Here is a 21656-nt window from a genome sequence, read left to right on the forward strand (position 1 = left end):
GGTTACGGGTGTGGAGATGCACCGGAAGACGTTGCAGGAGGGGATAGCTGGGGACAATGTGGGGGTGTTGTTGCGGGGTGTAAGCCGGGAGGAGGTGGAGCGGGGGCAGGTGTTGGCGAAGCCTGGGACGATTACGCCGCACACGAAGTTTGAGGCTTCGGTGTATGTGTTGAGGAAGGAGGAGGGGGGTCGGCACACGGGTTTTTTCACGGGGTACCGGCCGCAGTTTTACTTTCGGACGACGGATGTGACGGGGGTGGTGGAGCTGCCCCAGGGGGTGGAGATGGTGATGCCTGGGGACAATGTGACGTTTACGGTGGAGCTCATCAAGCCGGTGGCGTTGGAGGAGGGTTTGCGTTTTGCCATCCGGGAGGGTGGGCGGACCGTGGGCGCCGGGGTGGTCACCAAGATCCTGGAGTAAACCCCGGGGGGAGGCACCCCTCCCCCGCCCCGAGGGAGGTGAGGCATGGCCAGCGAGGTCCGCATCAAGATCCTCTTGGAGTGCACGGCGTGCAGGCGCCGCAACTACGCCACCGAGAAGAACAAGCGCAATACCTCCTCCAAGCTGGAGTTGAAAAAGTACTGCCCTTGGTGCGATAAGCACACGGTGCACCGGGAAGTGAAGGCCTGATGTTGGCTCGCATCGTGCGCTACTTCCAGGAGGCCAGGGCTGAGCTTGCCCGGGTCACCTGGCCTACGCGGGAGCAGGTGGTAGAGGGCACCCAGGCCATCTTGGTCTTCACCCTGTTTTCCATGATTGTCCTGGGCCTTTACGATCTGGTCTTCCGTTTCCTGATAGGGCTCTTGCGATGAGCATTGAATGGTATGCGGTCCACACCCCCGTGGGGCAGGAGGAGAAGGCCAAGGCCAACCTGGAGAAGCGGGTGAGGGCCTTCGGCATGCAGGACAAGATCTTTCAGATCCTCATCCCCACGGAGGAGGTGGTGGAGGTCCGTGAGGGGGGGAAGAAGGAGATCCTGAAAAGAAAGCTCTTCCCCGGCTACCTCTTCATCCAAATGGACCTGGGGGATGAGGAGGAGCCCAACGAGGCCTGGGAGGTGGTGCGGGGCACCCCCGGCATCACCGGCTTCGTGGGGGCAGGGCACCGCCCGGTTCCCCTTTCCCCGGACGAGGTGCGCCACATCCTCGAGGTCTCCGGCCTCCTCGGCAAGAGGGAGGCCCCCAAGGCCCAGGTGGCCTTCCGGGAAGGGGACCAGGTCCGGGTGGTCTCTGGCCCCTTCGCGGACTTCACCGGCACCGTGACCGAGATCCACCCCGAGAAGGGCAAGGTTAAGGTCATGGTCACCATCTTCGGGCGCGAGACCCCTGTGGAGCTGGACTTCTCCCAGGTGGTCAAGGCCTGAGGGCGTTTGTACCCCTAACTTAGGGGGAGCCTAGGAGGGATAAATGAAGAAGGTCGTTGCGGTAGTCAAGCTTCAGCTGCCCGCGGGCAAGGCCACGCCCGCGCCCCCGGTGGGGCCCGCCTTGGGCCAGCACGGGGCCAACATCATGGAGTTCGTCAAGGCCTTCAACGCGGCCACCGCGCAGATGGGGGACGCCATCGTTCCGGTGGAGATCACCATCTACGCGGACCGCTCCTTCACCTTCGTCACCAAGACCCCGCCTGCCAGCTACCTGATCCGCAAGGCAGCGGGCCTGGAGAAGGGGGCCCAGAAGCCGGGTAGGGAGAAGGTGGGCCGCATCACCTGGCAGCAGGTGTTGGAGATCGCCAAGCAGAAGCTCCCCGACATGAACACCACCGACCTCGAGGCCGCCGCCCGCATGATCGCGGGCTCGGCCCGCTCCATGGGGGTGGAGGTGGTGGGTATGCCGGAGGTGAAGGATGCCTAAGCACGGCAAGCGCTACCGGGCCCTCCTGGAGAAGGTGGACCCCAACAAGGTCTACACCATTGACGAGGCCGCCCGCCTGGTGAAGGAGCTCGCCACCGCCAAGTTTGACGAGACCGTGGAGGTCCACGCCAAGCTGGGCATTGACCCCCGCAAGTCCGACCAGAACGTGCGCGGTACCGTTTCCCTCCCCCACGGCCTGGGCAAGGAGGTCAGGGTCTTGGCCATCGCCAAGGGGGAGAAGATCCGGGAGGCGGAGGAGGCCGGGGCCGACTACGTGGGGGGCGAGGAGATCATCCAGAAGATCCTGGACGGCTGGTTGGATTTTGACGCCGTGGTGGCTACCCCGGACGTGATGGGGGCGGTGGGCTCCAAGCTCGGCCGCATCCTGGGCCCGCGGGGCCTCCTCCCCAACCCCAAGGCGGGCACCGTGGGCTTCAACATCGGGGAGATCATCCGGGAGATCAAGGCGGGACGGATTGAGTTCCGGAACGATAAGACCGGGGCCATCCACGCCCCTGTGGGCAAGGCGAGCTTTCCCGCCGAGAAGCTTGCGGACAACATCCGGGCCTTCCTCCGGGCCCTCGAGGCCAGCAAGCCCGAGGCGGCCAAGGGCACCTTCCTCCGCGCTGTCTACGTGACCAGCACCATGGGGCCCAGCCTCCGCATCAACCCCCACTCCTGACCCGAAGCCCGCCCGGGGGGCCTGGCTCGCCTTGACGGAAGGCCCCCCGGCCTTTAGACTCTTCCTTGGCACCCCGGGCGCACGGGCGCCCAGGCCAGAGACAGCGGGGGGCCAAAGGCCTTAAATATCCCGCCGAGGCGCTTGAGGGGGAGCGTTTCGCAGGATTCCACAGCAACCGGTCGGGGTTCCCCTGCCCCAAGAGGGAGGAAGGCGTGCCGAACCAGCGCAACATCGCCCTTCTTGCCGCCCTCAAGGAGAACCTTGAGCGGGCCCGTGGCTCCTTCTTCCTTGTGAACTACCAAGGGCTTTCCGCCAAGGAGACCCACGCCCTGCGCCAGGCCCTGAAGGAAAAGGGAGCCAGGCTCTTCGTGGCCAAGAACACCTTGATCCGCATCGCCCTAAAGGAGCTTGGCCTGCCGGAGCTTGACGGCCTCTCGGGGCCCAGCGGCATGGTCTTCTACCAGGACCCGGTGGCCGCGGCCAAGGCCCTCCAGGCCTTCGCCAAGAACAACCCCAAGGGCATTCCCGAGGCCAAGGGCGGGCTTTTGCAGGGCCAGGTGCTTTCGGCCAAGGACGTGGTGGCCCTGGCGGAGCTCCCCACCCTGGACGAGCTCCGGGCGGAACTCGTGGGCGTGCTCCAGGCTCCCTTGGCGGAGCTTGTGGGTGTCCTGGGCGGCGTGGCCCGCGAGCTGGTAGGCATCTTGGAGGCGTACGCAGAGAAGAAGGCGGCGTAGGAGGTAGAAGATGGCTTTGGACATTGAAAGGATCAAGGAAGAGCTTTCCCAGGCTACCGTCCTGGAAATCAAGCAGCTCATAGACGCCCTCAAGGAGGCTTGGGGGGTGACCGCGGCGGCCCCCGTGGCGGTAGCGGCCGTCCCGGCTGCGGCGGCCCCGGCCGCGGCGGCCGCGGAGGAGAAAACGGAGTTTGACGTGATCCTCAAGGAGGCCGGGGCCAAGAAGCTCGAGGTCATCAAGGAGCTCCGGGCCATCACCGGGCTCGGCCTCAAGGAGGCCAAGGACCTGGCCGAGAAGGGTGGCCCCGTGAAGGAGGGCATCCCCAAGGCCGAGGCCGAGGAGATCAAGAAGAAGCTCGAGGCCGTGGGCGCGGTGGTGGAGCTCAAGTAAAGCCGCCCCACGGGGTGCCCCCCGGGCCTAAAGGCCCGGGGCTTTTCTATAGCATGGGGGTATGGACCTTCCCCGCGTGGTGGTGGGGCTTTCCGGAGCAAGCGGCATGCCCTACGCCCTGGACCTCCTAAAGGCCCTTGCCGGCCTCGCCGAGGTGCACCTCGTCCTCTCCCAGGGGGCCAAGCGGGTGCTTTGGGAGGAGATGGGCCTAAGCCCCAAGGACCTCTACCCCCTGGCGGCCCGGGTGTACAAGGACAGCGACCTGGGGGCCCCCATCGCCTCGGGCTCCTTTCCCACCCGGGGCATGGTGGTGGTGCCCTGCTCCGCCACCACCCTGGCCAAGGTGGCCCAGGGCCTTGCCGACACCCTCCTCACCCGGGCGGCCTACGTCCACCTCAAGGAGCGGCGCCCCCTGATCCTGGTCCCCCGGGAAACCCCCTTGCCCCTCCCCACCCTAAAGGCCATGGTGCAGGCGGCGGAGGCGGGCGCCCTCATCCTCCCGGCGAGCCCTGGCTTCTACCACAGGCCCCAGGAGATCGGCGAGCTTCTGGCCTTTCTTACCCAGCGCATCCTGGACCACCTGGGCCTGCCCGCGGGGGGAAGGCGCTGGGGCGGGGCCTGAAGCCCTCCTCCCAGGAATATGACGCTTTTTTGCGCCCGCGCAGTAGTACGATATAGGGGATGGTCCTGACCTCGGAAGGACGGCTGGTCCTGGAGACGGTGCGCAAGGTGGCCAGGGAGGTCCTCTGGCCTTTGGCTCCCGAGTACGACCGCGAGGCCAAGTACCCCTGGCCCCAGCTCAGGGCCCTGGCGGAGCTCGGGCTTCTCGGTATGACCACGCCGGAGGAGTGGGGTGGCGCGGGCCTGGACTCCGTCACCTGGGCCCTGGTCCTGGAGGAGATCGCCGCAGCCGACCCGAGCGTGGCCGGGATCGTCTCCGTGACCTCGGGCCTCCCCCAGTACATGCTCCTCCGCTTCGGCACCGAGGAGCAAAAAAGGCGCTTCCTCCCTCCCCTTGCCCGGGGGGAGTGGATCGGGGCCTTCTGCCTCACCGAGCCCCACGCGGGCTCGGACCCGGCCTCCTTGAGGGCGGAGGCCCGGAGGGTTCCGGGAGGGTACGAGCTTTGGGGGGTGAAGAGCTGGATCACCTCCGCCGGACAGGCCCACCTCTACGTGGTCATGGCCCGCACCGAAAAGGGCATCTCTGCCTTCCTGGTGGAGAGGGATGCCCCAGGGCTCTCCTTCGGCAAGCCCGAGGAGAAGATGGGCCTCCACGCCGCCCACACCGCCGAGGTGCGGCTGGAAGGGGTCTTCGTCCCCCAGGAGAACCTTCTGGGGGAGGAGGGGCGGGGCCTGGCCTACGCCCTTGCGGGCCTGGACTCCGGGCGGGTGGGCGTGGCGGCTCAGGCGGTGGGCATCGCCCGGGGGGCCTACGAGATCGCCAGGGCCTACGCCGAAGAGCGGGAGCAGTTTGGGAAAAAGCTTAAGGAGCACCAGGCCATCGCCTTCAAGCTGGCCGACATGCACGTGAGGATCGCCGCTGCCCGGGCCCTCGTCCTCGAGGCCGCCAGGAAGAAGGACCAAGGGGAAAGGTTCACCCTCGAGGCCAGCACCGCCAAGCTCTTCGCCAGCGAGGCCGCGGTGGCGGTGACCCGGGAGGCGGTCCAGGTCCTGGGGGGCTATGGCTACCACCGGGACTACCGGGTGGAGCGCTACTACCGGGACGCCAAGGTGACGGAGATCTACGAGGGCACCTCGGAGATCCAGCGGCTGGTCATCGCCCGCGAGCTCTACCGCTAGGGGGGCTAGCCTTTCTCATCCCCTCCCCTTAGGGTAAAGGCGGTATGCTCCGCCGCCTCCTCCCCCTCTCCGGCCCCCTCTACTGGTACTACGAGCGCCGCCTCCTCAAGGAGGTGCGGAAGGGCCCCATGCCCCGGCACCTGGGCCTCATCCTGGACGGCAACCGCCGCTACGCCCGCATGCTGGGGCTTCCCCCCGCCATGGGCCACCGCTTCGGGGTGAAGAAGGCCTACGAGGTCCTGGAGTGGTGCCTGGAGCTCGGGATCCCCACGGTCACGGTCTGGGTTTTCTCCACGGACAACTTCCAGAGGAGCCCCGAGGAGGTGGGGGAGCTCATGCGCCTCTTCGTGGAGGAGGCCTGGAGGATGGCCGAGGACCACCGCATCCGCCGCCACCGGGTGCGGGTCCGGGTCATCGGGCGGCGGGAGGGGTTCCCTGAGGAGGTCCTGAAGGCCCTGGAGCACCTCGAGGCCAAGACGGAGGGCCACGACGGGCTTCACCTGAACATCGCCATGGGCTACGGGGGGCGGGAGGAGATCGTGGACGCGGTGAAGCGCCTCCTCCTGGAGGCGGAGGCGAAGGGGCTTTCCCCGGGAAGGGTGGCGGAGGGCCTCACCCCGGAGGCCATCGCCGAAAGGCTCTACACCGCGGGCCTCCCCGATCCCGACTTCATCATCCGCACCTCCGGGGAGATCCGGCTATCCGGGTTCCTCCTCTGGCAGTCCGCCTACTCCGAGTTCTACTTCGCCGACGTCCTCTGGCCCGAGTTCCGCAAGATTGACTTCCTAAGGGCCCTGAGGAGCTACCAGGCCCGCGAGAGGCGCTTCGGGCGTTGACAAACCCCGGCCTTTCGTATACGCTTACAGGCAAGATGCTGGCCCGTGAGAAAAAACTCGGCCGCCGGGGGGTAGGATAGCCCCTAGAGGGCTCTTCCATCCCCCGGCCCGAGTTCGGGCCGGTTTTCTTTTGGGGAGGGGCGCATGCGGGAATGGCGGATCATAGACTCCACGCTTCGGGAAGGGGAGCAGTTTGAAAAGGCCCACTTCACCACCCAGGACAAGGTGGAAATCGCCCAGGCCCTGGACGCCTTCGGCATTGAGTACATTGAGGTGACCACCCCCGTGGCCTCGCCCCAGTCCCGCAAGGACGCGGAGGTCATCGCCTCCTTGGGCCTTAGGGCCAAGGTGGTCACCCACATCCAGTGCCGCCTGGACGCGGCCCAGGTAGCCCTGGAGACGGGGGTCCAGGGGATTGACCTCCTCTTCGGCACGAGCCGGTACCTGCGGGCGGCCCACGGCCGGGACATCCCCCGGATCATTGAGGAGGCCAAGGAGGTGATCGCCTTCATCCGGGAGCGGGCTCCCCACGTGGAGGTGCGCTTCTCCGCCGAGGACACCTTCCGCTCCGAGGAACAAGACCTCCTGGCCGTCTACGAGGCCATCGCCCCCTACGTGGACCGGGTGGGCCTGGCGGACACCGTGGGCATCGCCACGCCCCGGCAGGTCTACGCCTTGGTGCGGGAGGTGCGGCGGGTGGTGGGGCCGGAGGTGGACATAGAGTTCCACGGCCACAACGACACGGGATGCGCCGTCGCCAATGCCTATGAAGCCATTGAGGCCGGGGCCACCCACGTGGACACCACCATCCTGGGGATCGGGGAGAGGAACGGCATCACCCCCCTGGGGGGGTTTCTTGCCCGCATGTACACCCTCCAGCCCGAGTACGTCCGGGGGAAGTACCGGTTGGAGATGCTCCCCGAGCTGGACCGGATGATCGCCCGGATGGTGGGGGTGGAGATCCCCTTCAACAACTACATCACCGGGGAGACGGCCTTCAGCCACAAGGCGGGGATGCACCTGAAGGCCATCTACCTGAACCCCGAGGCCTACGAGCCCTACCCACCCGAGGTCTTCGGGGTGAAGCGCAAGCTCATCATCGCCTCGAGGCTCACCGGGCGGCACGCCATCAAGGCCAGGGCTCAGGAGCTCGGCCTCCACTACGGGGAGGAGGAGCTTTCCCGCCTCACCCAGCACATCAAGGCCCTGGCCGACCGGGGCCAGCTCACCCTGGAGGAGCTGGACCGGATCCTCAGGGAGTGGATCACGGCATGAGGCTAGAGGTTCTGGAACTCCTCCTCGGTGAGGCCGGCATCGCGCAGGATGCGCTTGAAGGTGCCCTTGGGAAGCTCCCCGCTTTGGAAGGGCACCACCACGATGCGGCCATCGGGGTGGGCGTAGAGCCGGTGTCCTCCCTTGGCCATGCGTTCCATGAACCCGAGGCGGCGGAGCTTCCGGGCCACCTCTTCCGGCCTAGGCGGCATCCACACCCACCTCTACCGCTTGCACGTCTGGGGGAAGCGGCCTGCCCTCGGCCCTCAGGAAGGTCAGGACGAGCTCCAGGGCCTCTTTGGCCCGCGCCAAGGCCTCCTCTGGGGTTTGGCCGAAGGAGTGGGCCTGGGGTACCGCGGGAAACTCGGCGATCCAGGTTCCCGGGGTTTCCGGGTCCGGGTAGAGGAGGGCGGTGTACTTGGGCATACCCTCAGTATAGGAGGTGCGTGTGGGACAGACGCTAGCGGAAAAGATCCTCTCCCACAAGGCGGGAAGGCCCGTGGAGGCGGGGGAGCTCGTGGTGGTGGAGGTGGACCAGGTCATGGTGGTGGACTCCATCGCCGGGAGCTTCTTCAAGCGCCTGGAGTACCTAAACGCCACCCCCCGCTACCCGGAAAGGGTCTCCATCGTGATAGACCACGTGGCCCCGGCGGCGAACCTCGAGGTGGCCAAGGCCCAGAAGGAGATCCGGGAGTGGGGTAGGCGGCACGGCATCCGGGTCTTTGACGTGGGCCGGGGAGTGTGCCACCAGGTCCTGGTGGAGGAGGGCCTGGCCCAGCCGGGGTGGGTGGTGGTGGGCTCGGACAGCCACTCCACCACCTACGGGGCGGTGGGGGCCTTCGGCACGGGCATGGGGGCCACGGACATCGCCCTGGCGGCGGCCAGCGGGCGCACCTGGTTTAGGGTGCCCGAGAGCGTGAAGGTGGTCTTCCGGGGAAGGCTCCCCAAGGGGGTCACGGCCAAGGACGCCGCCCTGGAGATGGTCCGCCTCCTCACCGCCGAGGGGGCCACCTACATGGCGGTGGAGATCCACCTCCTGGAGGGGGCGGAAGCCCTTACGCGGGGGGAGCGCATGACCCTGGCCAACCTCACCGTGGAGGCGGGGGCCAAGGCGGGGCTCGTGGTGCCGAGCGGGGAGATCCTGGAGCTCTACCGGGTGCCCGAGTGGCTCTACCCCGACCCGGAGGCCCGCTACGCCAAGGAGGTGGAGATAGACCTTTCCGCCCTCACGCCCCGGGTCTCCGTGCCCTTCCACGTGGACAACGTCCACGAGGTGGCCAGGGTCAAGGGCAAGCGGGTGGATCAGGTCTTCATCGGGACCTGCACCAACGGGCGGATTGAGGACCTGAGGGCGGCGGCGGAGGTCCTAAGGGGAAGGAGGGTGGCCCCCTGGGTGCGCCTCCTCATCGTTCCCGCCTCGAGCCAGGTCCTGGAGGAGGCGGCCAAGGACGGCACCCTCCTCACCCTCCTCGAGGCCGGGGCCACCCTCGGGACCCCGGGGTGCGGCCCCTGCATGGGGCGGCACATGGGGGTCCTGGCCCCCGGGGAGGTGTGCGTCTCCACCTCCAACCGCAACTTCCGCGGGCGCATGGGGGCCCCGGACGCGGAGATCTACCTGGCTTCCCCCCGGGTGGCGGCCGCGAGCGCCGTGGCGGGCTACCTCACCACCCCGGAGGAGCTGGAGGAGGTCTATGCCTAAGGTCTTCAAGTTCGGGGATCACATCAACACGGACGACATCCTTCCCGGCAAGTACGCCCCCTTCATGGTGGGGGAGGACCGGTTCCACCTCTACGCCTTCGCCCACCTAAGGCCCGGGTTCGCCGAGGAGGTGCGCCCGGGGGACCTTTTGGTCTTCGGGCGGAACGCCGGGCTTGGCTCTAGCCGCGAGTACGCCCCGGAGGCCCTGAAGCGGCTTGGCATCCGGGCCGTCATCGCCAAAAGCTACGCCCGGATCTTCTTCCGCAACCTGGTGAACCTGGGGATCGTCCCCTTTGAGTCGGAGGAGGTGGTGGATGCGCTAGAGGACGGCGATGAGGTGGAGCTGGACCTGGAAAGGGGGGTTTTGCTGCGGGGCGGGGAAGCCTTTAAGCTGCGTCCCCCGCCCCCCTTCCTCCTGGAGGCGCTCAAGGAGGGCTCTCTTCTGGACTACTACAAGAGGCACGGGCGCTTCCCGGGGGAGTAAACTCTTCCCATGGAGGACCTTGAGATCACGTGTCCGGTGTGCGGCGAGGCCAGCCTGGTGCTGGCGGAGGACCTGGAAACCCTGGAGGTCGGGGACGTGCTGGAGTGCGAGGCCTGCGGGGCCTTTCTGGAGGTGGTTTCCCTGGACCCCCTCGAGGTGGAGGTGACCGAGGAGGGCCTGGAGGGCTTCTTTGTGGACTGCCCCCGGTGCGGCCAGACCTTTGAGGTGGCCGAGGAGGACCAAGGCCAGGAGGTCCAGTGCCCTGAGTGCGGCTTTCGCTTTGTCCCCGACTGGAGCGAGGTGGAGGAGGAGGACGAGGAATGGTAGCCAACTGTCCCGATTGCGGTGCGGAGATCCGCCTGGAGAACCCCGAGCTGGGCGAGCTTGTGGTCTGCGAGGACTGTGGGGCCGAGCTTGAGGTGGTGGGGCTGGACCCCTTGCGGCTCGAGGCCGCCCCCGAGGAGGCGGAGGACTGGGGGGAGTGATCCCACCCCCGGTGAACCCCTGGCATGGGGGCTCCTTTCCGGAGGCGAGATGCTCGCCATCCTCTACGACCGCGTTCGTCCCGACGAGAAGATGCTCTTTGAGCGGGCCGAGGCCCTGGGGATCCCTTTCCGAAAGGTCTACGTCCCTGCCCTCCCCATGGTCCTGGGGGAGAAGCCGGAGGCGCTGGAAGGGGTTACGGTGGCCCTGGAGCGGTGCGTGAGCCAGAGCCGGGGCCTCGCCGCCGCCCGCTACCTCACCGCCCTCGGCATCCCCGTGGTCAACGCCCCCGCGGTCATAGAGACCTGCGGGGACAAGTGGGCCACCAGCGTGGCCCTCTTGCGGGCAGACCTTCCCCAGCCCAAGACCGCCCTGGCCACGGACCGGGAGGAGGCCCTTAGGCTCATGGAGGCCTTTGGCTACCCCGTGGTGCTGAAGCCCGTGATCGGGAGCTGGGGCCGCCTCCTCGCCAAGGTCACGGACCCATGGGCGGCGGAGGCCATTCTGGAGCACAAGGAGGTCCTGGGAGGCTTCCAGCACCAGCTCTTCTACCTCCAGGAGTACGTGGAAAAGCCCGGGCGGGACATAAGGGTCTTCGTGGTGGGGGATCGGGCCATCGCCGCCATCTACCGGAAAAGCCCTCACTGGATCACCAACACCGCCCGGGGCGGGGAGGCGGCAAACTGCCCCCTCACCGAGGAGATCGCCCAGCTTGCCGTGCGGGCGGCGGAGGCCGTGGGGGGTGGGGTGGTGGCCATTGACCTCTTGGAGTCGGAAAGGGGCCTCCTCGTCAACGAGGTGAACCACACCATGGAGTTCAAGAACTCCGTGCACACCACCGGGGTGGACATCCCGGGGGAGATCCTCAAGTACGCCTGGAGCCTCGTCTCATGACGCTACGGGAAGCGGTGGAACGCTTTTGCGCCCGAGGAGGTCTGGCTCTTCGGCTCCTGGGCCCAAGGGGAGGCCAGGCCGGACTCGGACGTGGACCTTTTGGTGTACCCCGCTCCCTCATGGAGGGAAGCCTTCTTCTCCGGGAGATTTTCCGGGAAGGGCGGTGCCTTTATGCGCGGGGAAGCGGAAAGGTGGCTTAGGCAGGTCCCCGACCTTTTAGACTGCTTGACACGCTTTGGCGTGCAGGCCAGGTATCCTGGCCTAGAGGTTCGTCCAGAAGAGGCCCGGGAAGCCCTTTCCCTGGCCCAAGCCTTGGTGGAAGAGCTTAGGAGGTGGCTCCATGACCGGTAAGAAGACCCTTTCCATCGTGGGGGCCTCGGGGTATGCCGGGGGGGAGTTCCTCAGGCTCGCCCTTTCCCACCCCTATCTGGAGGTGAAGCAGGTGACCTCGAGGCGCTTTGCCGGGGAGCCCGTCCACTTCCTTCACCCGAACCTCCGAGGACGCACGAACCTGAAGTTCGTCTCCCCGGAAGGGCTGGAGCCTGCCGACATCCTGGTCCTGGCCCTGCCCCACGGGGTCTTCGCCCGGGAGTTTGAGCGCTACGCCCCCCTTGCCCCCGTCCTCATAGACCTCTCCGCCGACTTCCGCCTAAAAGACATCGAGCTTTACCGCAAGTACTATGGGGAGCACCCAAGGCCCGACCTCCTCGGCCGCTTCGTCTACGCCGTGCCCGAGCTCTACCGGGAGGCCCTTAAGGGGGCGGACTGGATCGCCGGGGCCGGGTGCAACGCCACGGCCACCCTTCTCGGCCTCTATCCCCTGCTTAAGGCCGGGGTCTTGAAGCCCGCCCCCATCTTCGTCACCCTCCTCATCTCCACCTCGGCCGCGGGGGCCGAGGCCACCCCGGCGAGCCACCACCCCGAAAGGGCCGGGTCCCTCCGGGTCTACAAGCCCACGGGCCACCGCCACACCGCCGAGGTGGTGGAGAACCTCCCGGGCCGCCCCGAGGTCCACCTCACTGCCATCGCCACCGACCGGGTGCGGGGCATCCTCATGACCGCCCAGTGCTTCCTCCAAGACGGTTGGAGCGAAAGGGACGTGTGGCAGGCGTATCGGGAGGCCTACGGCGGCGAGCCCTTCGTCCGCCTCGTCAAGCAGAAGAAGGGGGTTCACCGCTACCCCGACCCCCGGTTCGTCCAGGGCACCAACTACGCCGACATCGGCTTTGAGCTGGAGGAGGAGACGGGGAGGCTCGTGGTCATGGCCGCCATAGACAACCTGGTGAAGGGCACCGCGGGCCACGCCCTCCAGGCCCTGAACCTCCGCATGGGCTGGCCCGAGACCCTGGGGCTGGACTTCCCCGGGCTCCACCCGTAGGAGGGACGCCGTGATCGTGGTCAAGGTGGGAGGCGCCGAGGGCATCCGCTACGAGGCCGTGGCCAGGGACGCGGCTTCCTTGTGGAAGGAGGGGGTGAGGCTCCTTTTGGTCCACGGGGGGAGCGCGGAAACCAACAAGGTGGCCGAGGCCCTGGGCCACCCCCCCCGCTTCCTCACCCACCCCGGGGGGCAGGTGAGCCGCCTCACGGACCGCAAGACCCTGGAGATCTTTGAGATGGTCTACTGCGGCCTGGTGAACAAGCGCCTGGTGGAGCTCCTCCAGAAGGAGGGGGCGAACGCCGTGGGCCTTTCGGGGCTAGACGGAAGGCTTCTCGTGGGCCGGAGGAAAACGGCGGTCAAGTACGTGGAGAACGGCAAGGTCAAGGTCCACCGGGGGGACTACACGGGCACGGTGGAGGAGGTGAACCGGGCCCTTTTGGACCTCCTCCTCGAGGCGGGCTACCTCCCCGTCCTCACCCCGCCCGCCCTAAGCTACGAGAACGAGGCCATCAACACCGACGGGGACCAGATCGCGGCCCTCCTTGCCCGGACTTATGGGGCCGAGGCCCTGGTCTACCTCTCCAACGTGCCGGGGCTTCTCGCCAACTATCCCGACGAAACCTCTCTGGTGCGGGAGATCCCCGTGGAGAGGGTGGAGGACCCCGAGTACCTGGCCCTGGCCCAAGGAAGGATGAAGCGCAAGGTCATGGGGGCGGTGGAGGCGGTGAAGGGGGGCGTGGGACGGGTGGTCTTCGCCGACGCCCGGGTGGAAGCCCCCATAAGGCGGGCCCTTTCCGGGGAAGGCACCGTGATACGCTAGGTCCATGGCGCGCTTCGCCCTGGTCCTCCACGCCCACCTCCCCTACGTCCGGGCCCACGGGATGTGGCCCTTCGGGGAGGAGACCCTCTACGAGGCCATGGCCGAGACCTACCTCCCCCTCCTCCGCCTTTTGGACCGCCTCTATGCCGAGGGGGTGGAGGCCCGGTTCACCCTGGGGATCACCCCCATCCTGGCGGAGCAGCTCGCCGACCCCAGGGTGAAGGAGGGGTTCTCCGCCTACGCCAAGGACCGCCTCTCGCGGGCCCAGGAGGACTACCACCGCTACCAGGGCACGGAGCTAGAGGGGAGCGCCCGGCACCAGGTGGCCTTCTGGGAGCTTACCCTGGAACACTTCCAGAGGCTTTCCGCTGACCCCCTCACCGCCTTCCGCCAGGCCCAGGACCGGGGCCAGGTGGAGCTCCTCACCTCCCACGCCACCCACGGCTACTCCCCCCTTCTGGGCTACGACGAGGCCCTCTGGGCCCAGATCAAGACCGGGGTGGCCACCTACCGCCGCCACTTCGCCAAGGACCCCACGGGGTACTGGCTCCCGGAGATGGCCTACCGGCCCAAAGGGCCCTGGAAGCCCCCGGTGCAGGGCCCTCCCGAAGGGCTTAGGGCTGGGGTGGACGAGCTTCTGATGCGGGCTGGGATCCGCTACACCTTCCTAGACGCCCCCCTGGTCCAGGGGGGGACCCCTCTAGGCCCCTATGGGGAGGCCTCCCTGGGCCCCGTGGAGAGCCAGGAGGCCACCTACTACGTCCACGAGCTGGAGTCGGGCCTCCGGGTCCTCGCCCGCAACCAGGAGACCACCCTCCAGGTGTGGAGCGCCGACCACGGCTACCCCGGGGAGGGGCTTTACCGGGAGTTCCACCGCAAGGACCCGGTCTCCGGCCTCCACCACTGGCGGGTGACCCACCGCCAGGCGGACCTTTCCGCCAAGGCCCCCTACGATCCGGAGGCGGCCTTCGCCAAGACGAAGGAGCACGCCCGCCACTTCGTGGGACTTCTGGAGCGCCTTGGGGAAAAGCACCCCGACGGGGTCATCCTCTCCCCTTATGACGCGGAGCTCTTCGGCCACTGGTGGTACGAGGGGGTGGCCTGGCTCGAGGAGGTGCTGCGCCTCCTGGGCCGCGCCGGGGGGGTCCGGGCCGTGACCGCCAGGGAGGCGGTCCAGGGGCCTGCGGTGCGCTCGGCCTTGCCTGAGGGCTCCTGGGGCCGGGGCGGGGACCACCGCGTCTGGCTCAACGAGAAGACCCTGGACTACTGGCAACGGGTCTACCAGGCGGAGGGGGCCATGCGGGAGGAGGTCCGGCGGGGCAACCTCTCCCACCGCCTACTGCGCCAGGCCATGCGCGAGCTCCTGCTCCTCGAGGCCTCCGACTGGCCCTTTCTCATAGACACGGGGCAGGCCGAGGCCTACGCCAGGGAGCGCTATGTGGAGCATGCCGAGGCCTTTTTCCACCTCCTTAAGGGGGTTTCCCCGGAGGAGCTAAAGGCCCTGGAGGAGCGGGACAACCCCTTCCCCGAGGCGGACCCCAGGCTTTACCTGGGGGTAGGATAGGGGCGTGGTCCGGCACGCCATCCTCCAGTTCCGGCCGGAGAAGTCCCGGCTCCGGGAGAGCCTAAAGCGCCTGGAGGCCGCCCTCGAGGCCCTCCGCCCCCATGCTCCCCAGGTGGTGGTCCTGCCCGAGGCCGCCCTCACCGGCTACTTCCTGCAGGGGGGGGTGAGGGAGCTCGCCCTCACCCGGTTTGAGCTCCTGGAGCTCCTCGAGGAGGCCTACCGGAAGGCCGGCTTTGGGGAGCCCTTGGACGTGGTGGTGGGCTTTTACGAGCGGGACGGGGGGGCCTACTACAACAGCGCCGCCTACCTGGAACTTCCCCACCGCATCCTCCACGTGCACCGCAAGGTCTTCCTCCCCACCTACGGGGTCTTTGACGAGGAGCGCTACCTGGCCCGGGGAAGCCGGGTGGAGGCCTTCGCCACCCGGTTCGGGAGGGCGGCCATCCTGATCTGCGAGGACTTCTGGCACTCGGTCACCGCCACCATCGCCGCCCTGGATGGGGCGGAGGTCATCTATGTGCCCGCGGCGAGCCCCGCCCGGGGCTTCCAGGGGGCGCGCCCCGAGAACGTGGAGCGCTGGCGCACCCTCGCCCGGGCGGTGGCCGCGGAGCACGGGGTGTACGTGGTCCTCGCCAGCCTCGTGGGCTTTGAGGCGGGGAAGGGGATGAGCGGGGGGAGCCTGGTGGTGGGGCCCGAGGGCCGGATCCAGGCCGAAGCCCCCCTCTTTGAGGAGGCGGTCCTCCTGGCCGATCTGGACTGGGAGCGCATTCCCCCGGTGCGCTACGACAGCCCCCTCCTCTCGGACCTCGAGGCCGCCCTTCCCCTTCTCCTCCCCGACCTGGAGCGGGTCTTGCGCAAGGAGGGGCGATGAGGGTTCTGGAGGCAAAGCGGCTTGGGGAAACCCTGGAGCTCAACTGGCCCCTGGTGGCGGACTTCCTCACCCGGTTCATCCGGGAGGAGCTCGCCTGGAGGGGCTACGAGAAGGCCATCGTGGCGGTCTCTGGGGGGGTGGACTCGGCCACCACCCTGGCCCTGGCGGTGCGGGCCCTGGGGGCGGAAAGGGTCCACGCCCTCTTCCTGCCCCACCGGGACTCGAGCCCCCTTTCCCGGGAGCACGCCTATCTGGTGGCCGAGACCTTCGGCGTGGCCCTGGAGGAGGTGGACATTACCCCCATGGTGGAGGCCTACGCCGCCCTCACCCCGGACCTCACCCCCCACCGCAAGGGGAACGTCATGGCCCGGGCGCGGATGATCGTCCTCTTTGACAAGTCCCAGGCCTACCGGGCCCTTCCCCTGGGCACGGGCAACAAGACGGAAAGGCTTTTCGGCTACTACACCTGGCACGGGGACGACTCCCCGCCCGTGAACCCCCTGGGGGACCTCTACAAGACCCAGGTCTGGCGGCTTGCCGAGCATCTGGGCGTGCCCGAGCCCGTGGTGAAGAAGCCTCCCACCGCCGACCTCGTTCCCGGGCAGACGGACGAGGCCGATCTAGGGGTGCGCTACCTGCGGGCGGATGTGATCCTGGAGCACTATCTGAAGGGCTATCCCGACGGCTACCTTCTGGGCCTGGGCTTCACCGAGGAGGAGATCAGGCGGGTCAAGGAGGGGGTGAACCGCACCCACTGGAAGCGGGCCCTCCCCACCGTGGCCCTTCTCTCCTCCACCGGCATAGGGGAGTTCTACCTGAGGCCCCTGGACTACCGGCCGTAGGATGGCGGTATGGCGCGCGAGATCGGCAAAGCGGGAAAGACCCTTTCCAGGAAGCTCTGGCGGCTTGCCGCCGTGATCGCAGGCTTTGGTCTGGGGGTCTGGCTCCTGGTCAAGCTCTTCGTCCCCTGGATGGGGGCTCTGGCCCTTCCCCTGGCTTTCTTGGCCGTGGTGCGTTTGCTTGAGGACAAGGACGTGGAGCGCGAGGTGGTGGCGAAGGCGCGGGGCTACCTGGGGGAGTCCCAGGTGGGCCGGATCCTCGCCCGCCTGCCCCTGGGCTGGCGGGTCTTCCACGACGTGGACCTGGGGGGTGAGAACGCCGACCACGTGGTGGTGGGTCCTCCCGGCGTCTTCAACGTGGAGGTGAAGAACTACAGCGGCCCGGTGGAGGTGCGCCCCGAGGGGCTTTGGGTCCGGGGGAGCAGGCGGGACGACCTCGTGCGCCAGGCGTGGCGTCAAGCCCACAAACTCCAGGAGCTTCTCGGTGTGGAAGTCCAGCCCGTCTTGGTCTTTGTGGGGAGGCGGCTGAAGGGGGAGGTGGGCCGCCTCCCCGTTTTGGGGGAGGAGGATCTCTTGTCCTACCTGAAGGCCCAGCCCTACCGCCTGGCCTTTGAGGAGGCCCGCAAGCTGATGGCGGTTTTGGAGAGGAGGGTGCGCTGATGGAGGAGGCCTGGCTCAAGGAGCGCCTGGCCCGGGCGAGGACCATCGCCGTCCTCGGGGCCCATAAGGACCCCTCCCGCCCCGCCCACTACGTGCCCCGGTACCTGCGGGAAAAAGGCTACCGCATCCTGCCCGTAAACCCCCGCTTTGCGGGAGAGGAGCTCTTCGGGGAAAGGGTGGTGGGAAGCCTCCGGGAGCTTCAGAGCCCCGTGGACCTCCTGGACGTCTTCCGCCCTCCTTCCGCCCTCATGGGCCACCTCGAGGAGGTCCTGGCCCTAAAACCCGGTTTGGTCTGGCTCCAGTCGGGGATCCGGAACCCGGAGTTTGAAAAGGCCCTGGAAGGGGCGGGGATCCCCGTGGTGGCCGACCGGTGCCTCATGGTGGAGCACCGGCGCCTCTTCCTTGGCCCCATTCCCCTCTAGCGTGGAAGCCTGGCAGGAGGCCCTTCTCGCCTGGTACCAGGAGCACGCCCGCCCCCTGCCCTGGCGGGGGGAGAAGGACCCCTACCGGGTCCTGGTCTCCGAGGTCCTCCTGCAGCAGACCCGGGTGGCCCAGGCCCTTCCCTACTACCGGCGCTTTCTGGAGCGCTTTCCCACCCTAAAGGCCCTGGGAGAGGCCTCCCTGGAGGAGGTCCTGAGGGTTTGGCAGGGGGCGGGCTACTACCGGAGGGCGGAACACTTTCACCGCTTGGCCCAAAGGGTGGAGGCCCTGCCCCAAAGCTTCGCCGAGCTCAAGGGCCTTCCCGGCCTCGGCCCCTACACGGCGGCGGCGGTGGCCTCCATCGCCTTCGGGGAGCGGGTGGCGGCGGTGGACGGGAACGTGCGGCGGGTCCTCGCCCGCCTCTTCGCCCGGGAAAGCCCCAAGGAAAAGGAGCTTTTTGCCCTCGCCCAGAGCCTTCTTCCCGAGGGCGTGGACCCGGGGATGTGGAACCAGGCCCTTATGGAGCTCGGGGCCACGGTCTGCCTGCCCCAGAAGCCCCGCTGCGGGGCCTGCCCCCTAAAGGCCTTCTGCCGGGGGAAGGAAGCCCCCGAGCGCTACCCCCGGCCAAGGAGGCGCCGGGCGAAGGAGGAGAGGCTTGCGGCCCTGGTTCTCCTAGGGCGGAAGGGGGTCCACCTGGAGCCTCTAAGGGAGCGCTTCCGGGGCCTCTACGGCGTGCCCCTCTTTCCTCCCGAGGAACTTCCGCGAAGGGCGGAGGCCTTCGGGGTGGTGCCTCGCCTCCTGGGTAGCGTGCGCCACGCCCTCACCCACCGGAGGCTCCTCGTGGAGGTCCACGGGGCCCTCTGGGACGGGGAGGGGGAGGACCCCTGGAAAAGGCCCCTACCCAAGCTCGTGGAGAAGGTGCTCCGCCAGGCGCTTCCCCTCCTCGCTCATGAGGGTGTAGTCCCCTTCCCGCACGCAAAGCCCCACGGCGTAGAGCCCTTCTAGACGTTTGAGCCGGAAGGTTCCTTCCTCCCACTCCTCCGGGTGGAAGGCCAGGTACCGGACCCGGTAGCCCGGGGTGGTGGGGGTCTCGGGCACCCGGCCCTCCCGCGTTAGGAAGCGGAAGCCCAGGCGCGAAAGGTCCTCCAGGAGGTCCGGGTAGCTCGCCTCGGAAAGGCGCCCGGCCTCCTCCTCCACCTCGCCCACGTAGAGCCTCGCCCCCAGGAAGCTCCCCACCGCGAGCACCACGCGCGGGGCCAGGGCGGGGGGGCCCTCCCAGGTCCGCACCCCCACCACCCGGTGCCCCTCCAGGAGGAGCCCCGTGGCCGTGGCCTGGAAGAGGTGGAGGTTCCGTTCGCCCTCCAAAAGGTACTTGGCCCGGGCGTGGAAGGCCCAGACCCGGGGGTCTTCGGGGTCATAGGCCTTTTCCAGCAGGCTTCCTTCGGGAAAGGGGGGGGTTGGGGGGAGAAAGGGCATCATCACCGCGTCCAGGCTCTGGGTGAGGAGGCCCACCCGCACCCCCCTTCGGGCGAGGCGGTAGGCGGCCTCGGCCCCGGAGAACCCCGCCCCCACGATGAGGACCTGGTACCTTTCCATAGCAAAAAGGCCCCCAGCTAGCCCTGAAAGGGCTACCTTGAAGGGGCCATCTGGCGGGCCGTGAAGGACTCGAACCTCCAACCCCCGGTTTTGGAGACCGGTGCTCTGCCAATTGAGCTAACGGCCCCCGCCTCGAGGGATTGTAGCACACCCTGGCCCGAGGGGCCAAGCCGGGGGGAGTATACTGCTCCCATGGCAGAGAACCCCCTGGACCGTGCGGGAGGAGACCTGGAGGCCCTCTGGCTCCAGTACAAGGAGGCGGTGAGGGCGGGCGGCAACCCGCACGACCTTTATCAGAAGATGGTCTGGCCTACCCTCCTGGAGAAGTGGCGGAAGGAGCCCAGCGTCTACCCTTCGCCCCAGCCCTTTGCCGTTTCCATCCACACCCTGGGCACGAGCCCCGAGGCCACAGCCTTGGCCATCCTGGGAGGGGGGGCGGAGCAGGTCTACGTGCTCCACACGGCGGAGAGCGCCCGCTTCCTCCCCCGTCTCCGGGAGGACACGGGAAAGGACCTCTACCCCCTAGAGATCGGTAAGAGCGACGTGGCCGCCATCTACCGGGAGGTGAAGCGGCTTCTAGAGAGGTACCCGGACGTCCCCGTGGCCCTGGACCTCACCAGCGGCACCAAGGCCATGAGCGCCGGGCTGGCGGCGGCGGGGTTCTTCTTCCAGCGCTTCTTCCCCAAGGTGTGGGTGGTCTATGTGGACAACGAGGACTATGACCCCGAGCTCCGCCGCCCCCGGGCGGGCACGGAGAGGCTGGTGATCCTCCCCAACCCCCACGAGGCCCTGGCCGAGGTGGACGCCCTCTTTGCCAAGGAGCTCTACGGGCGGGGGGAGTTTGGCGAGGCGGCGGGATACTTTGGCAGGATGGTGGGGAAGACCGGGGATCAGCGGTACCTCCTCTACAAGATGCTCGCCGAGATGTACCACGCCTGGCGCACCCTGGACGCCCAAGGGGCGGTGCGGCAGGGGCGGGCCCTCCTTGGCCGCCTCTCGGAGAACGCCTGGCTCCAGCACCCCCTGAACGAGCGGAGGAAGGCCCTCGAGGCCCAGGTGGGTCTGCTTGAGGTCGTCCAGAGCTTCCTGGCCTCCCAGGACTTTGGGGAGAAGAAGGGGGTCTACGGCCTCGCCTGGACTTTGCTCCGCCTCTCCCAGGCGATGGCCGATGCTCAGCCGGTCCTCGCCGCCCTTTATGCCTACCGGGCTTTGGAGCTTCTCCTGCAAGAGAGGCTTGCCCTCCTTGGGCGGAGGGCGGAGGCCCCGGGGCTTTCCCTGGAGGAGGAGGCCGCCACCCGGGAGGAGCTTGCCCGCATCCTCCGCCTTTCCCCTGGAGAAGCCCGGGTGGGGGCCAAGCTGGGCCTTTTGGAGATCCTAGCCTTCCTCCGGGCCCATGGGGACTCGGTGGTGGGGGGCCTACCCCTGGCCGAGCTTCAGGGCCTTTCGGGGGTACTGAAGGCGAGGAACGAGGCCCTGCTCGTCCACGGGTTCCGGGTGCCCACCCAGAACGAGGTGGGTCAGCTCCAGAGACTGGCCCAGCGCCTCCTTGAAGACCTCGAGGCCCGCTCCGGGGTCCGGGGCGTTCCCTGGGACCCGGTCCCCCTGGGGTTCTGATGGTCCTCGCCGCCTTGGTGCTCCTCCTGGAGGGAGAGGGGTTCCCCGAGCCCCTAGGCCTTCGGGGCTTCTTCTACGCCCTCCTCAAGGAGGTGGCCCCCGAGCTCCACGACCAGGGGGAAAACCCCTTCGCCCTGGGGTTTGGGGGGCGGGAAGGGAGCCCTTGGGGCCGGGTGAGCCTTTTGAGGGAGGACCTGTACGCTCGGCTTGCCCCCCGGATCTTCGCCCTCGAGGGGAAGGAGGTGCGCCTTGGGCGGCCTTTCCGGGTGCGGGCCGTGCTCCAGGAGGGGCACCCTTGGGCCGGGGTCAGCACCTACGCCCGCCTCTTCCAGGGGCCCACCGAGCCCAACCTCCCTTTGCGGTTCTACTCCCCCACTTTCTTCCGCAGGAAGGGGGTCCACTACCCCCTGCCCGAGCCGAGGCTGGTGCTGGAAAGCCTCCTGAGGCGCCTCGAGGCCTTCGGCCCCCTGAAGGCCCCCCTGGAGGTGCGGGAGGCCCTTTTGGAGCGGACCACGGTGCGCTCCCTCTCCGGGCGCACGGAGAAGGCCGCCACCGAGGTGGACACCGTGGGCTTCGTGGGGCGGGTGGTTTACCACCTGCCCCGGGCCACGGGGGAGGAGGCCCTTTGGCTTTCTGCCCTGGGCCGCTTCGCCTTCTTCAGCGGTGTAGGGGCCAAGACCTCCTTGGGCTACGGCCGGGCCAAGGCGTTCGCCGAGAGGGGGGGCGATGGAGCCGAGCCCAGCGCCTGAAGGCCGCCCTTTTGGGACG

30 protein-coding genes, 1 tRNA gene and 1 pseudogene are annotated in these 21656 nt (G+C 68.1%); 28 read left to right on the forward strand and 4 right to left on the reverse strand.

Annotated elements, in window-relative coordinates; genetic code table 11:
• The 12 genes from H531_RS0110270 to lysS all read left to right on the forward strand — a co-directional run.
• On the forward strand, window positions 1-421 hold a 421-nt coding region (locus H531_RS0110270; RefSeq protein ID WP_022797768.1), incomplete at its 5' end, for an EF-Tu C-terminal domain-related protein.
• A gap of 45 nt (window positions 422-466) precedes the next feature.
• Window positions 467-631 carry a 50S ribosomal protein L33 gene (rpmG, locus tag H531_RS0110275; protein WP_022799260.1) on the forward strand — a complete coding sequence of 55 codons (165 nt, stop codon included), beginning with the start codon at window positions 467-469 and terminating at the stop codon, window positions 629-631.
• Window positions 631-813: a preprotein translocase subunit SecE gene (gene secE / locus H531_RS0110280; RefSeq protein WP_022799261.1), complete on the forward strand. Its 183-nt coding sequence runs from the start codon at window positions 631-633 to the stop codon at window positions 811-813. Before rpmG ends, secE begins: the two co-directional genes overlap by 1 nt.
• Window positions 810-1364 carry a transcription termination/antitermination protein NusG gene (gene nusG, locus H531_RS0110285; RefSeq protein WP_022799262.1) on the forward strand — a complete coding sequence of 185 codons (555 nt, stop codon included), beginning with the start codon at window positions 810-812 and terminating at the stop codon, window positions 1362-1364. The genes secE and nusG overlap by 4 nt, the downstream gene beginning before the upstream one ends.
• 43 nt (window positions 1365-1407) lie before the next feature.
• The gene (gene rplK / locus H531_RS0110290; RefSeq protein ID WP_022799263.1) at window positions 1408-1851 is read left to right on the forward strand and encodes a 50S ribosomal protein L11; all 444 of its coding nucleotides are present in this window, start codon (window positions 1408-1410) and stop codon (window positions 1849-1851) included.
• On the forward strand, window positions 1844-2533 hold the full coding sequence (gene rplA, locus H531_RS0110295) for a 50S ribosomal protein L1 (protein ID WP_022799264.1): 690 nt from the start codon (window positions 1844-1846) through the stop codon (window positions 2531-2533). The genes rplK and rplA overlap by 8 nt, the downstream gene beginning before the upstream one ends.
• Before the next feature lie 212 nt (window positions 2534-2745).
• Window positions 2746-3267 carry a 50S ribosomal protein L10 gene (gene rplJ, locus H531_RS0110300; protein ID WP_028490797.1) on the forward strand — a complete coding sequence of 174 codons (522 nt, stop codon included), beginning with the start codon at window positions 2746-2748 and terminating at the stop codon, window positions 3265-3267.
• 10 nt (window positions 3268-3277) lie between these two features.
• On the forward strand, window positions 3278-3658 hold the full coding sequence (gene rplL, locus H531_RS0110305) for a 50S ribosomal protein L7/L12 (protein WP_022799266.1): 381 nt from the start codon (window positions 3278-3280) through the stop codon (window positions 3656-3658).
• 61 nt (window positions 3659-3719) lie between these two features.
• On the forward strand, window positions 3720-4280 hold the full coding sequence (locus H531_RS0110310; RefSeq protein ID WP_022799267.1) for a UbiX family flavin prenyltransferase: 561 nt from the start codon (window positions 3720-3722) through the stop codon (window positions 4278-4280).
• A 59-nt stretch (window positions 4281-4339) separates the two neighbouring features.
• On the forward strand, window positions 4340-5458 hold the full coding sequence (locus H531_RS0110315) for an acyl-CoA dehydrogenase family protein (protein WP_022799268.1): 1119 nt from the start codon (window positions 4340-4342) through the stop codon (window positions 5456-5458).
• Between the two features lie 44 nt (window positions 5459-5502).
• The gene (locus H531_RS0110320) at window positions 5503-6294 is read left to right on the forward strand and encodes an isoprenyl transferase (protein WP_022799269.1); all 792 of its coding nucleotides are present in this window, start codon (window positions 5503-5505) and stop codon (window positions 6292-6294) included.
• A 144-nt stretch (window positions 6295-6438) separates the two neighbouring features.
• Window positions 6439-7569 (forward strand): homocitrate synthase, encoded by a 1131-nt coding sequence (gene lysS, locus H531_RS0110325; RefSeq protein WP_022799270.1) that lies wholly within the window; start codon window positions 6439-6441, stop codon window positions 7567-7569.
• Window positions 7570-7571: 2 nt separating this feature from the next.
• On the opposite strand, the gene H531_RS0110330 is transcribed toward lysS, so the two are convergent.
• Complete coding sequence (locus H531_RS0110330; protein ID WP_022799271.1) at window positions 7572-7778, reverse strand: type II toxin-antitoxin system HicA family toxin; 207 nt, start codon at window positions 7776-7778, stop codon at window positions 7572-7574.
• A complete protein-coding gene (locus H531_RS0110335) occupies window positions 7768-7992 on the reverse strand; it encodes a type II toxin-antitoxin system HicB family antitoxin (protein WP_028490798.1) in 225 nt (74 codons plus the stop codon). Before H531_RS0110335 ends, H531_RS0110330 begins: the two co-directional genes overlap by 11 nt.
• 22 nt (window positions 7993-8014) lie before the next feature.
• On the opposite strand from H531_RS0110335, the gene H531_RS0110340 reads away from it, so the two are divergent.
• The 14 genes and pseudogenes from H531_RS0110340 to mutY all read left to right on the forward strand — a co-directional run bounded on the left by H531_RS0110340 (window position 8015) and on the right by mutY (window position 18683).
• Window positions 8015-9265: a 3-isopropylmalate dehydratase large subunit gene (locus tag H531_RS0110340; protein ID WP_022799272.1), complete on the forward strand. Its 1251-nt coding sequence runs from the start codon at window positions 8015-8017 to the stop codon at window positions 9263-9265.
• On the forward strand, window positions 9258-9749 hold the full coding sequence (locus H531_RS0110345) for a LeuD/DmdB family oxidoreductase small subunit (RefSeq protein WP_022799273.1): 492 nt from the start codon (window positions 9258-9260) through the stop codon (window positions 9747-9749). Before H531_RS0110340 ends, H531_RS0110345 begins: the two co-directional genes overlap by 8 nt.
• A 9-nt stretch (window positions 9750-9758) precedes the next feature.
• A complete protein-coding gene (locus tag H531_RS0110350; RefSeq protein WP_022799274.1) occupies window positions 9759-10076 on the forward strand; it encodes a paraquat-inducible protein A in 318 nt (105 codons plus the stop codon).
• Complete coding sequence (gene lysW, locus H531_RS0110355; RefSeq protein WP_022799275.1) at window positions 10070-10234, forward strand: lysine biosynthesis protein LysW; 165 nt, start codon at window positions 10070-10072, stop codon at window positions 10232-10234. Before H531_RS0110350 ends, lysW begins: the two co-directional genes overlap by 7 nt.
• 49 nt (window positions 10235-10283) lie before the next feature.
• On the forward strand, window positions 10284-11126 hold the full coding sequence (gene lysX / locus H531_RS0110360) for a lysine biosynthesis protein LysX (protein ID WP_022799276.1): 843 nt from the start codon (window positions 10284-10286) through the stop codon (window positions 11124-11126).
• Between the two features lie 42 nt (window positions 11127-11168).
• Window positions 11169-11477: pseudogene (locus H531_RS14505) on the forward strand (nucleotidyltransferase domain-containing protein); the annotation flags it as partial.
• Window positions 11467-12504 (forward strand): N-acetyl-gamma-glutamyl-phosphate reductase, encoded by a 1038-nt coding sequence (argC, locus tag H531_RS0110375; RefSeq protein ID WP_022799278.1) that lies wholly within the window; start codon window positions 11467-11469, stop codon window positions 12502-12504. The pseudogene H531_RS14505 and the gene argC, both read left to right, overlap by 11 nt.
• A gap of 10 nt (window positions 12505-12514) precedes the next feature.
• Window positions 12515-13324 carry a [LysW]-aminoadipate kinase gene (locus tag H531_RS0110380; RefSeq protein WP_022799279.1) on the forward strand — a complete coding sequence of 270 codons (810 nt, stop codon included), beginning with the start codon at window positions 12515-12517 and terminating at the stop codon, window positions 13322-13324.
• Between the two features lie 4 nt (window positions 13325-13328).
• A complete protein-coding gene (locus tag H531_RS0110385; protein WP_022799280.1) occupies window positions 13329-14888 on the forward strand; it encodes a 1,4-alpha-glucan branching protein in 1560 nt (519 codons plus the stop codon).
• Between the two features lie 4 nt (window positions 14889-14892).
• Window positions 14893-15759, forward strand: coding sequence for a nitrilase-related carbon-nitrogen hydrolase (locus tag H531_RS0110390; RefSeq protein ID WP_022799281.1), 867 nt, complete (start codon window positions 14893-14895; stop codon window positions 15757-15759).
• Entirely contained in the window at window positions 15756-16601 is an 846-nt protein-coding gene (locus H531_RS0110395) for an NAD+ synthase (protein ID WP_022799282.1), read from the forward strand. The genes H531_RS0110390 and H531_RS0110395 overlap by 4 nt, the downstream gene beginning before the upstream one ends.
• 9 nt (window positions 16602-16610) lie before the next feature.
• Window positions 16611-17258, forward strand: coding sequence for a nuclease-related domain-containing protein (locus tag H531_RS0110400; protein ID WP_022799283.1), 648 nt, complete (start codon window positions 16611-16613; stop codon window positions 17256-17258).
• A complete protein-coding gene (locus H531_RS0110405) occupies window positions 17258-17680 on the forward strand; it encodes a CoA-binding protein (protein ID WP_022799284.1) in 423 nt (140 codons plus the stop codon). The genes H531_RS0110400 and H531_RS0110405 overlap by 1 nt, the downstream gene beginning before the upstream one ends.
• A 1-nt stretch (window position 17681) precedes the next feature.
• On the forward strand, window positions 17682-18683 hold the full coding sequence (mutY, locus tag H531_RS0110410; protein ID WP_022799285.1) for an A/G-specific adenine glycosylase MutY: 1002 nt from the start codon (window positions 17682-17684) through the stop codon (window positions 18681-18683).
• Here the strand turns inward: mutY and H531_RS13975 are convergent.
• Both H531_RS13975 and H531_RS0110420 read right to left on the reverse strand, forming a co-directional pair.
• A complete protein-coding gene (locus tag H531_RS13975) occupies window positions 18576-19274 on the reverse strand; it encodes an FAD-dependent oxidoreductase (protein WP_084521356.1) in 699 nt (232 codons plus the stop codon). The two genes, mutY and H531_RS13975, sit on opposite strands and share 108 nt — an antisense overlap.
• Window positions 19275-19325: 51 nt before the next feature.
• Window positions 19326-19401, reverse strand: a tRNA-Trp gene (locus tag H531_RS0110420).
• A gap of 65 nt (window positions 19402-19466) precedes the next feature.
• On the opposite strand from H531_RS0110420, the gene H531_RS0110425 reads away from it, so the two are divergent.
• On the forward strand, window positions 19467-20888 hold the full coding sequence (locus tag H531_RS0110425; RefSeq protein WP_022799287.1) for a TIGR02710 family CRISPR-associated CARF protein: 1422 nt from the start codon (window positions 19467-19469) through the stop codon (window positions 20886-20888).
• A complete protein-coding gene (cas6, locus tag H531_RS0110430; protein ID WP_022799288.1) occupies window positions 20888-21637 on the forward strand; it encodes a CRISPR-associated endoribonuclease Cas6 in 750 nt (249 codons plus the stop codon). The genes H531_RS0110425 and cas6 overlap by 1 nt, the downstream gene beginning before the upstream one ends.
• The last annotated feature ends 19 nt before the right edge of the window (window positions 21638-21656 follow it).

Source organism: Thermus islandicus DSM 21543, from assembly GCF_000421625.1.
GTDB classification, from domain to species: Bacteria; Deinococcota; Deinococci; order Deinococcales; family Thermaceae; genus Thermus; species Thermus islandicus.

Coding starts and splice junctions, on each gene's coding strand:
- rpmG (WP_022799260.1), top strand. CDS start 467: ATGGCCAGCGAGGTCCGCATCAAGATCCTCTTGGAGTGCACGGCGTGC.
- secE (WP_022799261.1), top strand. CDS start 631: ATGTTGGCTCGCATCGTGCGCTACTTCCAGGAGGCCAGGGCTGAGCTT.
- nusG (WP_022799262.1), top strand. CDS start 810: ATGAGCATTGAATGGTATGCGGTCCACACCCCCGTGGGGCAGGAGGAG.
- rplK (WP_022799263.1), top strand. CDS start 1,408: ATGAAGAAGGTCGTTGCGGTAGTCAAGCTTCAGCTGCCCGCGGGCAAG.
- rplA (WP_022799264.1), top strand. CDS start 1,844: ATGCCTAAGCACGGCAAGCGCTACCGGGCCCTCCTGGAGAAGGTGGAC.
- rplL (WP_022799266.1), top strand. CDS start 3,278: ATGGCTTTGGACATTGAAAGGATCAAGGAAGAGCTTTCCCAGGCTACC.
- H531_RS0110310 (WP_022799267.1), top strand. CDS start 3,720: ATGGACCTTCCCCGCGTGGTGGTGGGGCTTTCCGGAGCAAGCGGCATG.
- H531_RS0110315 (WP_022799268.1), top strand. CDS start 4,340: ATGGTCCTGACCTCGGAAGGACGGCTGGTCCTGGAGACGGTGCGCAAG.
- H531_RS0110320 (WP_022799269.1), top strand. CDS start 5,503: ATGCTCCGCCGCCTCCTCCCCCTCTCCGGCCCCCTCTACTGGTACTAC.
- lysS (WP_022799270.1), top strand. CDS start 6,439: ATGCGGGAATGGCGGATCATAGACTCCACGCTTCGGGAAGGGGAGCAG.
- H531_RS0110330 (WP_022799271.1), bottom strand. CDS start 7,778: ATGCCGCCTAGGCCGGAAGAGGTGGCCCGGAAGCTCCGCCGCCTCGGG.
- H531_RS0110335 (WP_028490798.1), bottom strand. CDS start 7,992: ATGCCCAAGTACACCGCCCTCCTCTACCCGGACCCGGAAACCCCGGGA.
- H531_RS0110345 (WP_022799273.1), top strand. CDS start 9,258: ATGCCTAAGGTCTTCAAGTTCGGGGATCACATCAACACGGACGACATC.
- H531_RS0110350 (WP_022799274.1), top strand. CDS start 9,759: ATGGAGGACCTTGAGATCACGTGTCCGGTGTGCGGCGAGGCCAGCCTG.
- lysW (WP_022799275.1), top strand. CDS start 10,070: ATGGTAGCCAACTGTCCCGATTGCGGTGCGGAGATCCGCCTGGAGAAC.
- lysX (WP_022799276.1), top strand. CDS start 10,284: ATGCTCGCCATCCTCTACGACCGCGTTCGTCCCGACGAGAAGATGCTC.
- argC (WP_022799278.1), top strand. CDS start 11,467: ATGACCGGTAAGAAGACCCTTTCCATCGTGGGGGCCTCGGGGTATGCC.
- H531_RS0110385 (WP_022799280.1), top strand. CDS start 13,329: ATGGCGCGCTTCGCCCTGGTCCTCCACGCCCACCTCCCCTACGTCCGG.
- H531_RS0110395 (WP_022799282.1), top strand. CDS start 15,756: ATGAGGGTTCTGGAGGCAAAGCGGCTTGGGGAAACCCTGGAGCTCAAC.
- H531_RS0110400 (WP_022799283.1), top strand. CDS start 16,611: ATGGCGCGCGAGATCGGCAAAGCGGGAAAGACCCTTTCCAGGAAGCTC.
- H531_RS0110405 (WP_022799284.1), top strand. CDS start 17,258: ATGGAGGAGGCCTGGCTCAAGGAGCGCCTGGCCCGGGCGAGGACCATC.
- H531_RS13975 (WP_084521356.1), bottom strand. CDS start 19,274: ATGGAAAGGTACCAGGTCCTCATCGTGGGGGCGGGGTTCTCCGGGGCC.
- H531_RS0110425 (WP_022799287.1), top strand. CDS start 19,467: ATGGCAGAGAACCCCCTGGACCGTGCGGGAGGAGACCTGGAGGCCCTC.
- cas6 (WP_022799288.1), top strand. CDS start 20,888: ATGGTCCTCGCCGCCTTGGTGCTCCTCCTGGAGGGAGAGGGGTTCCCC.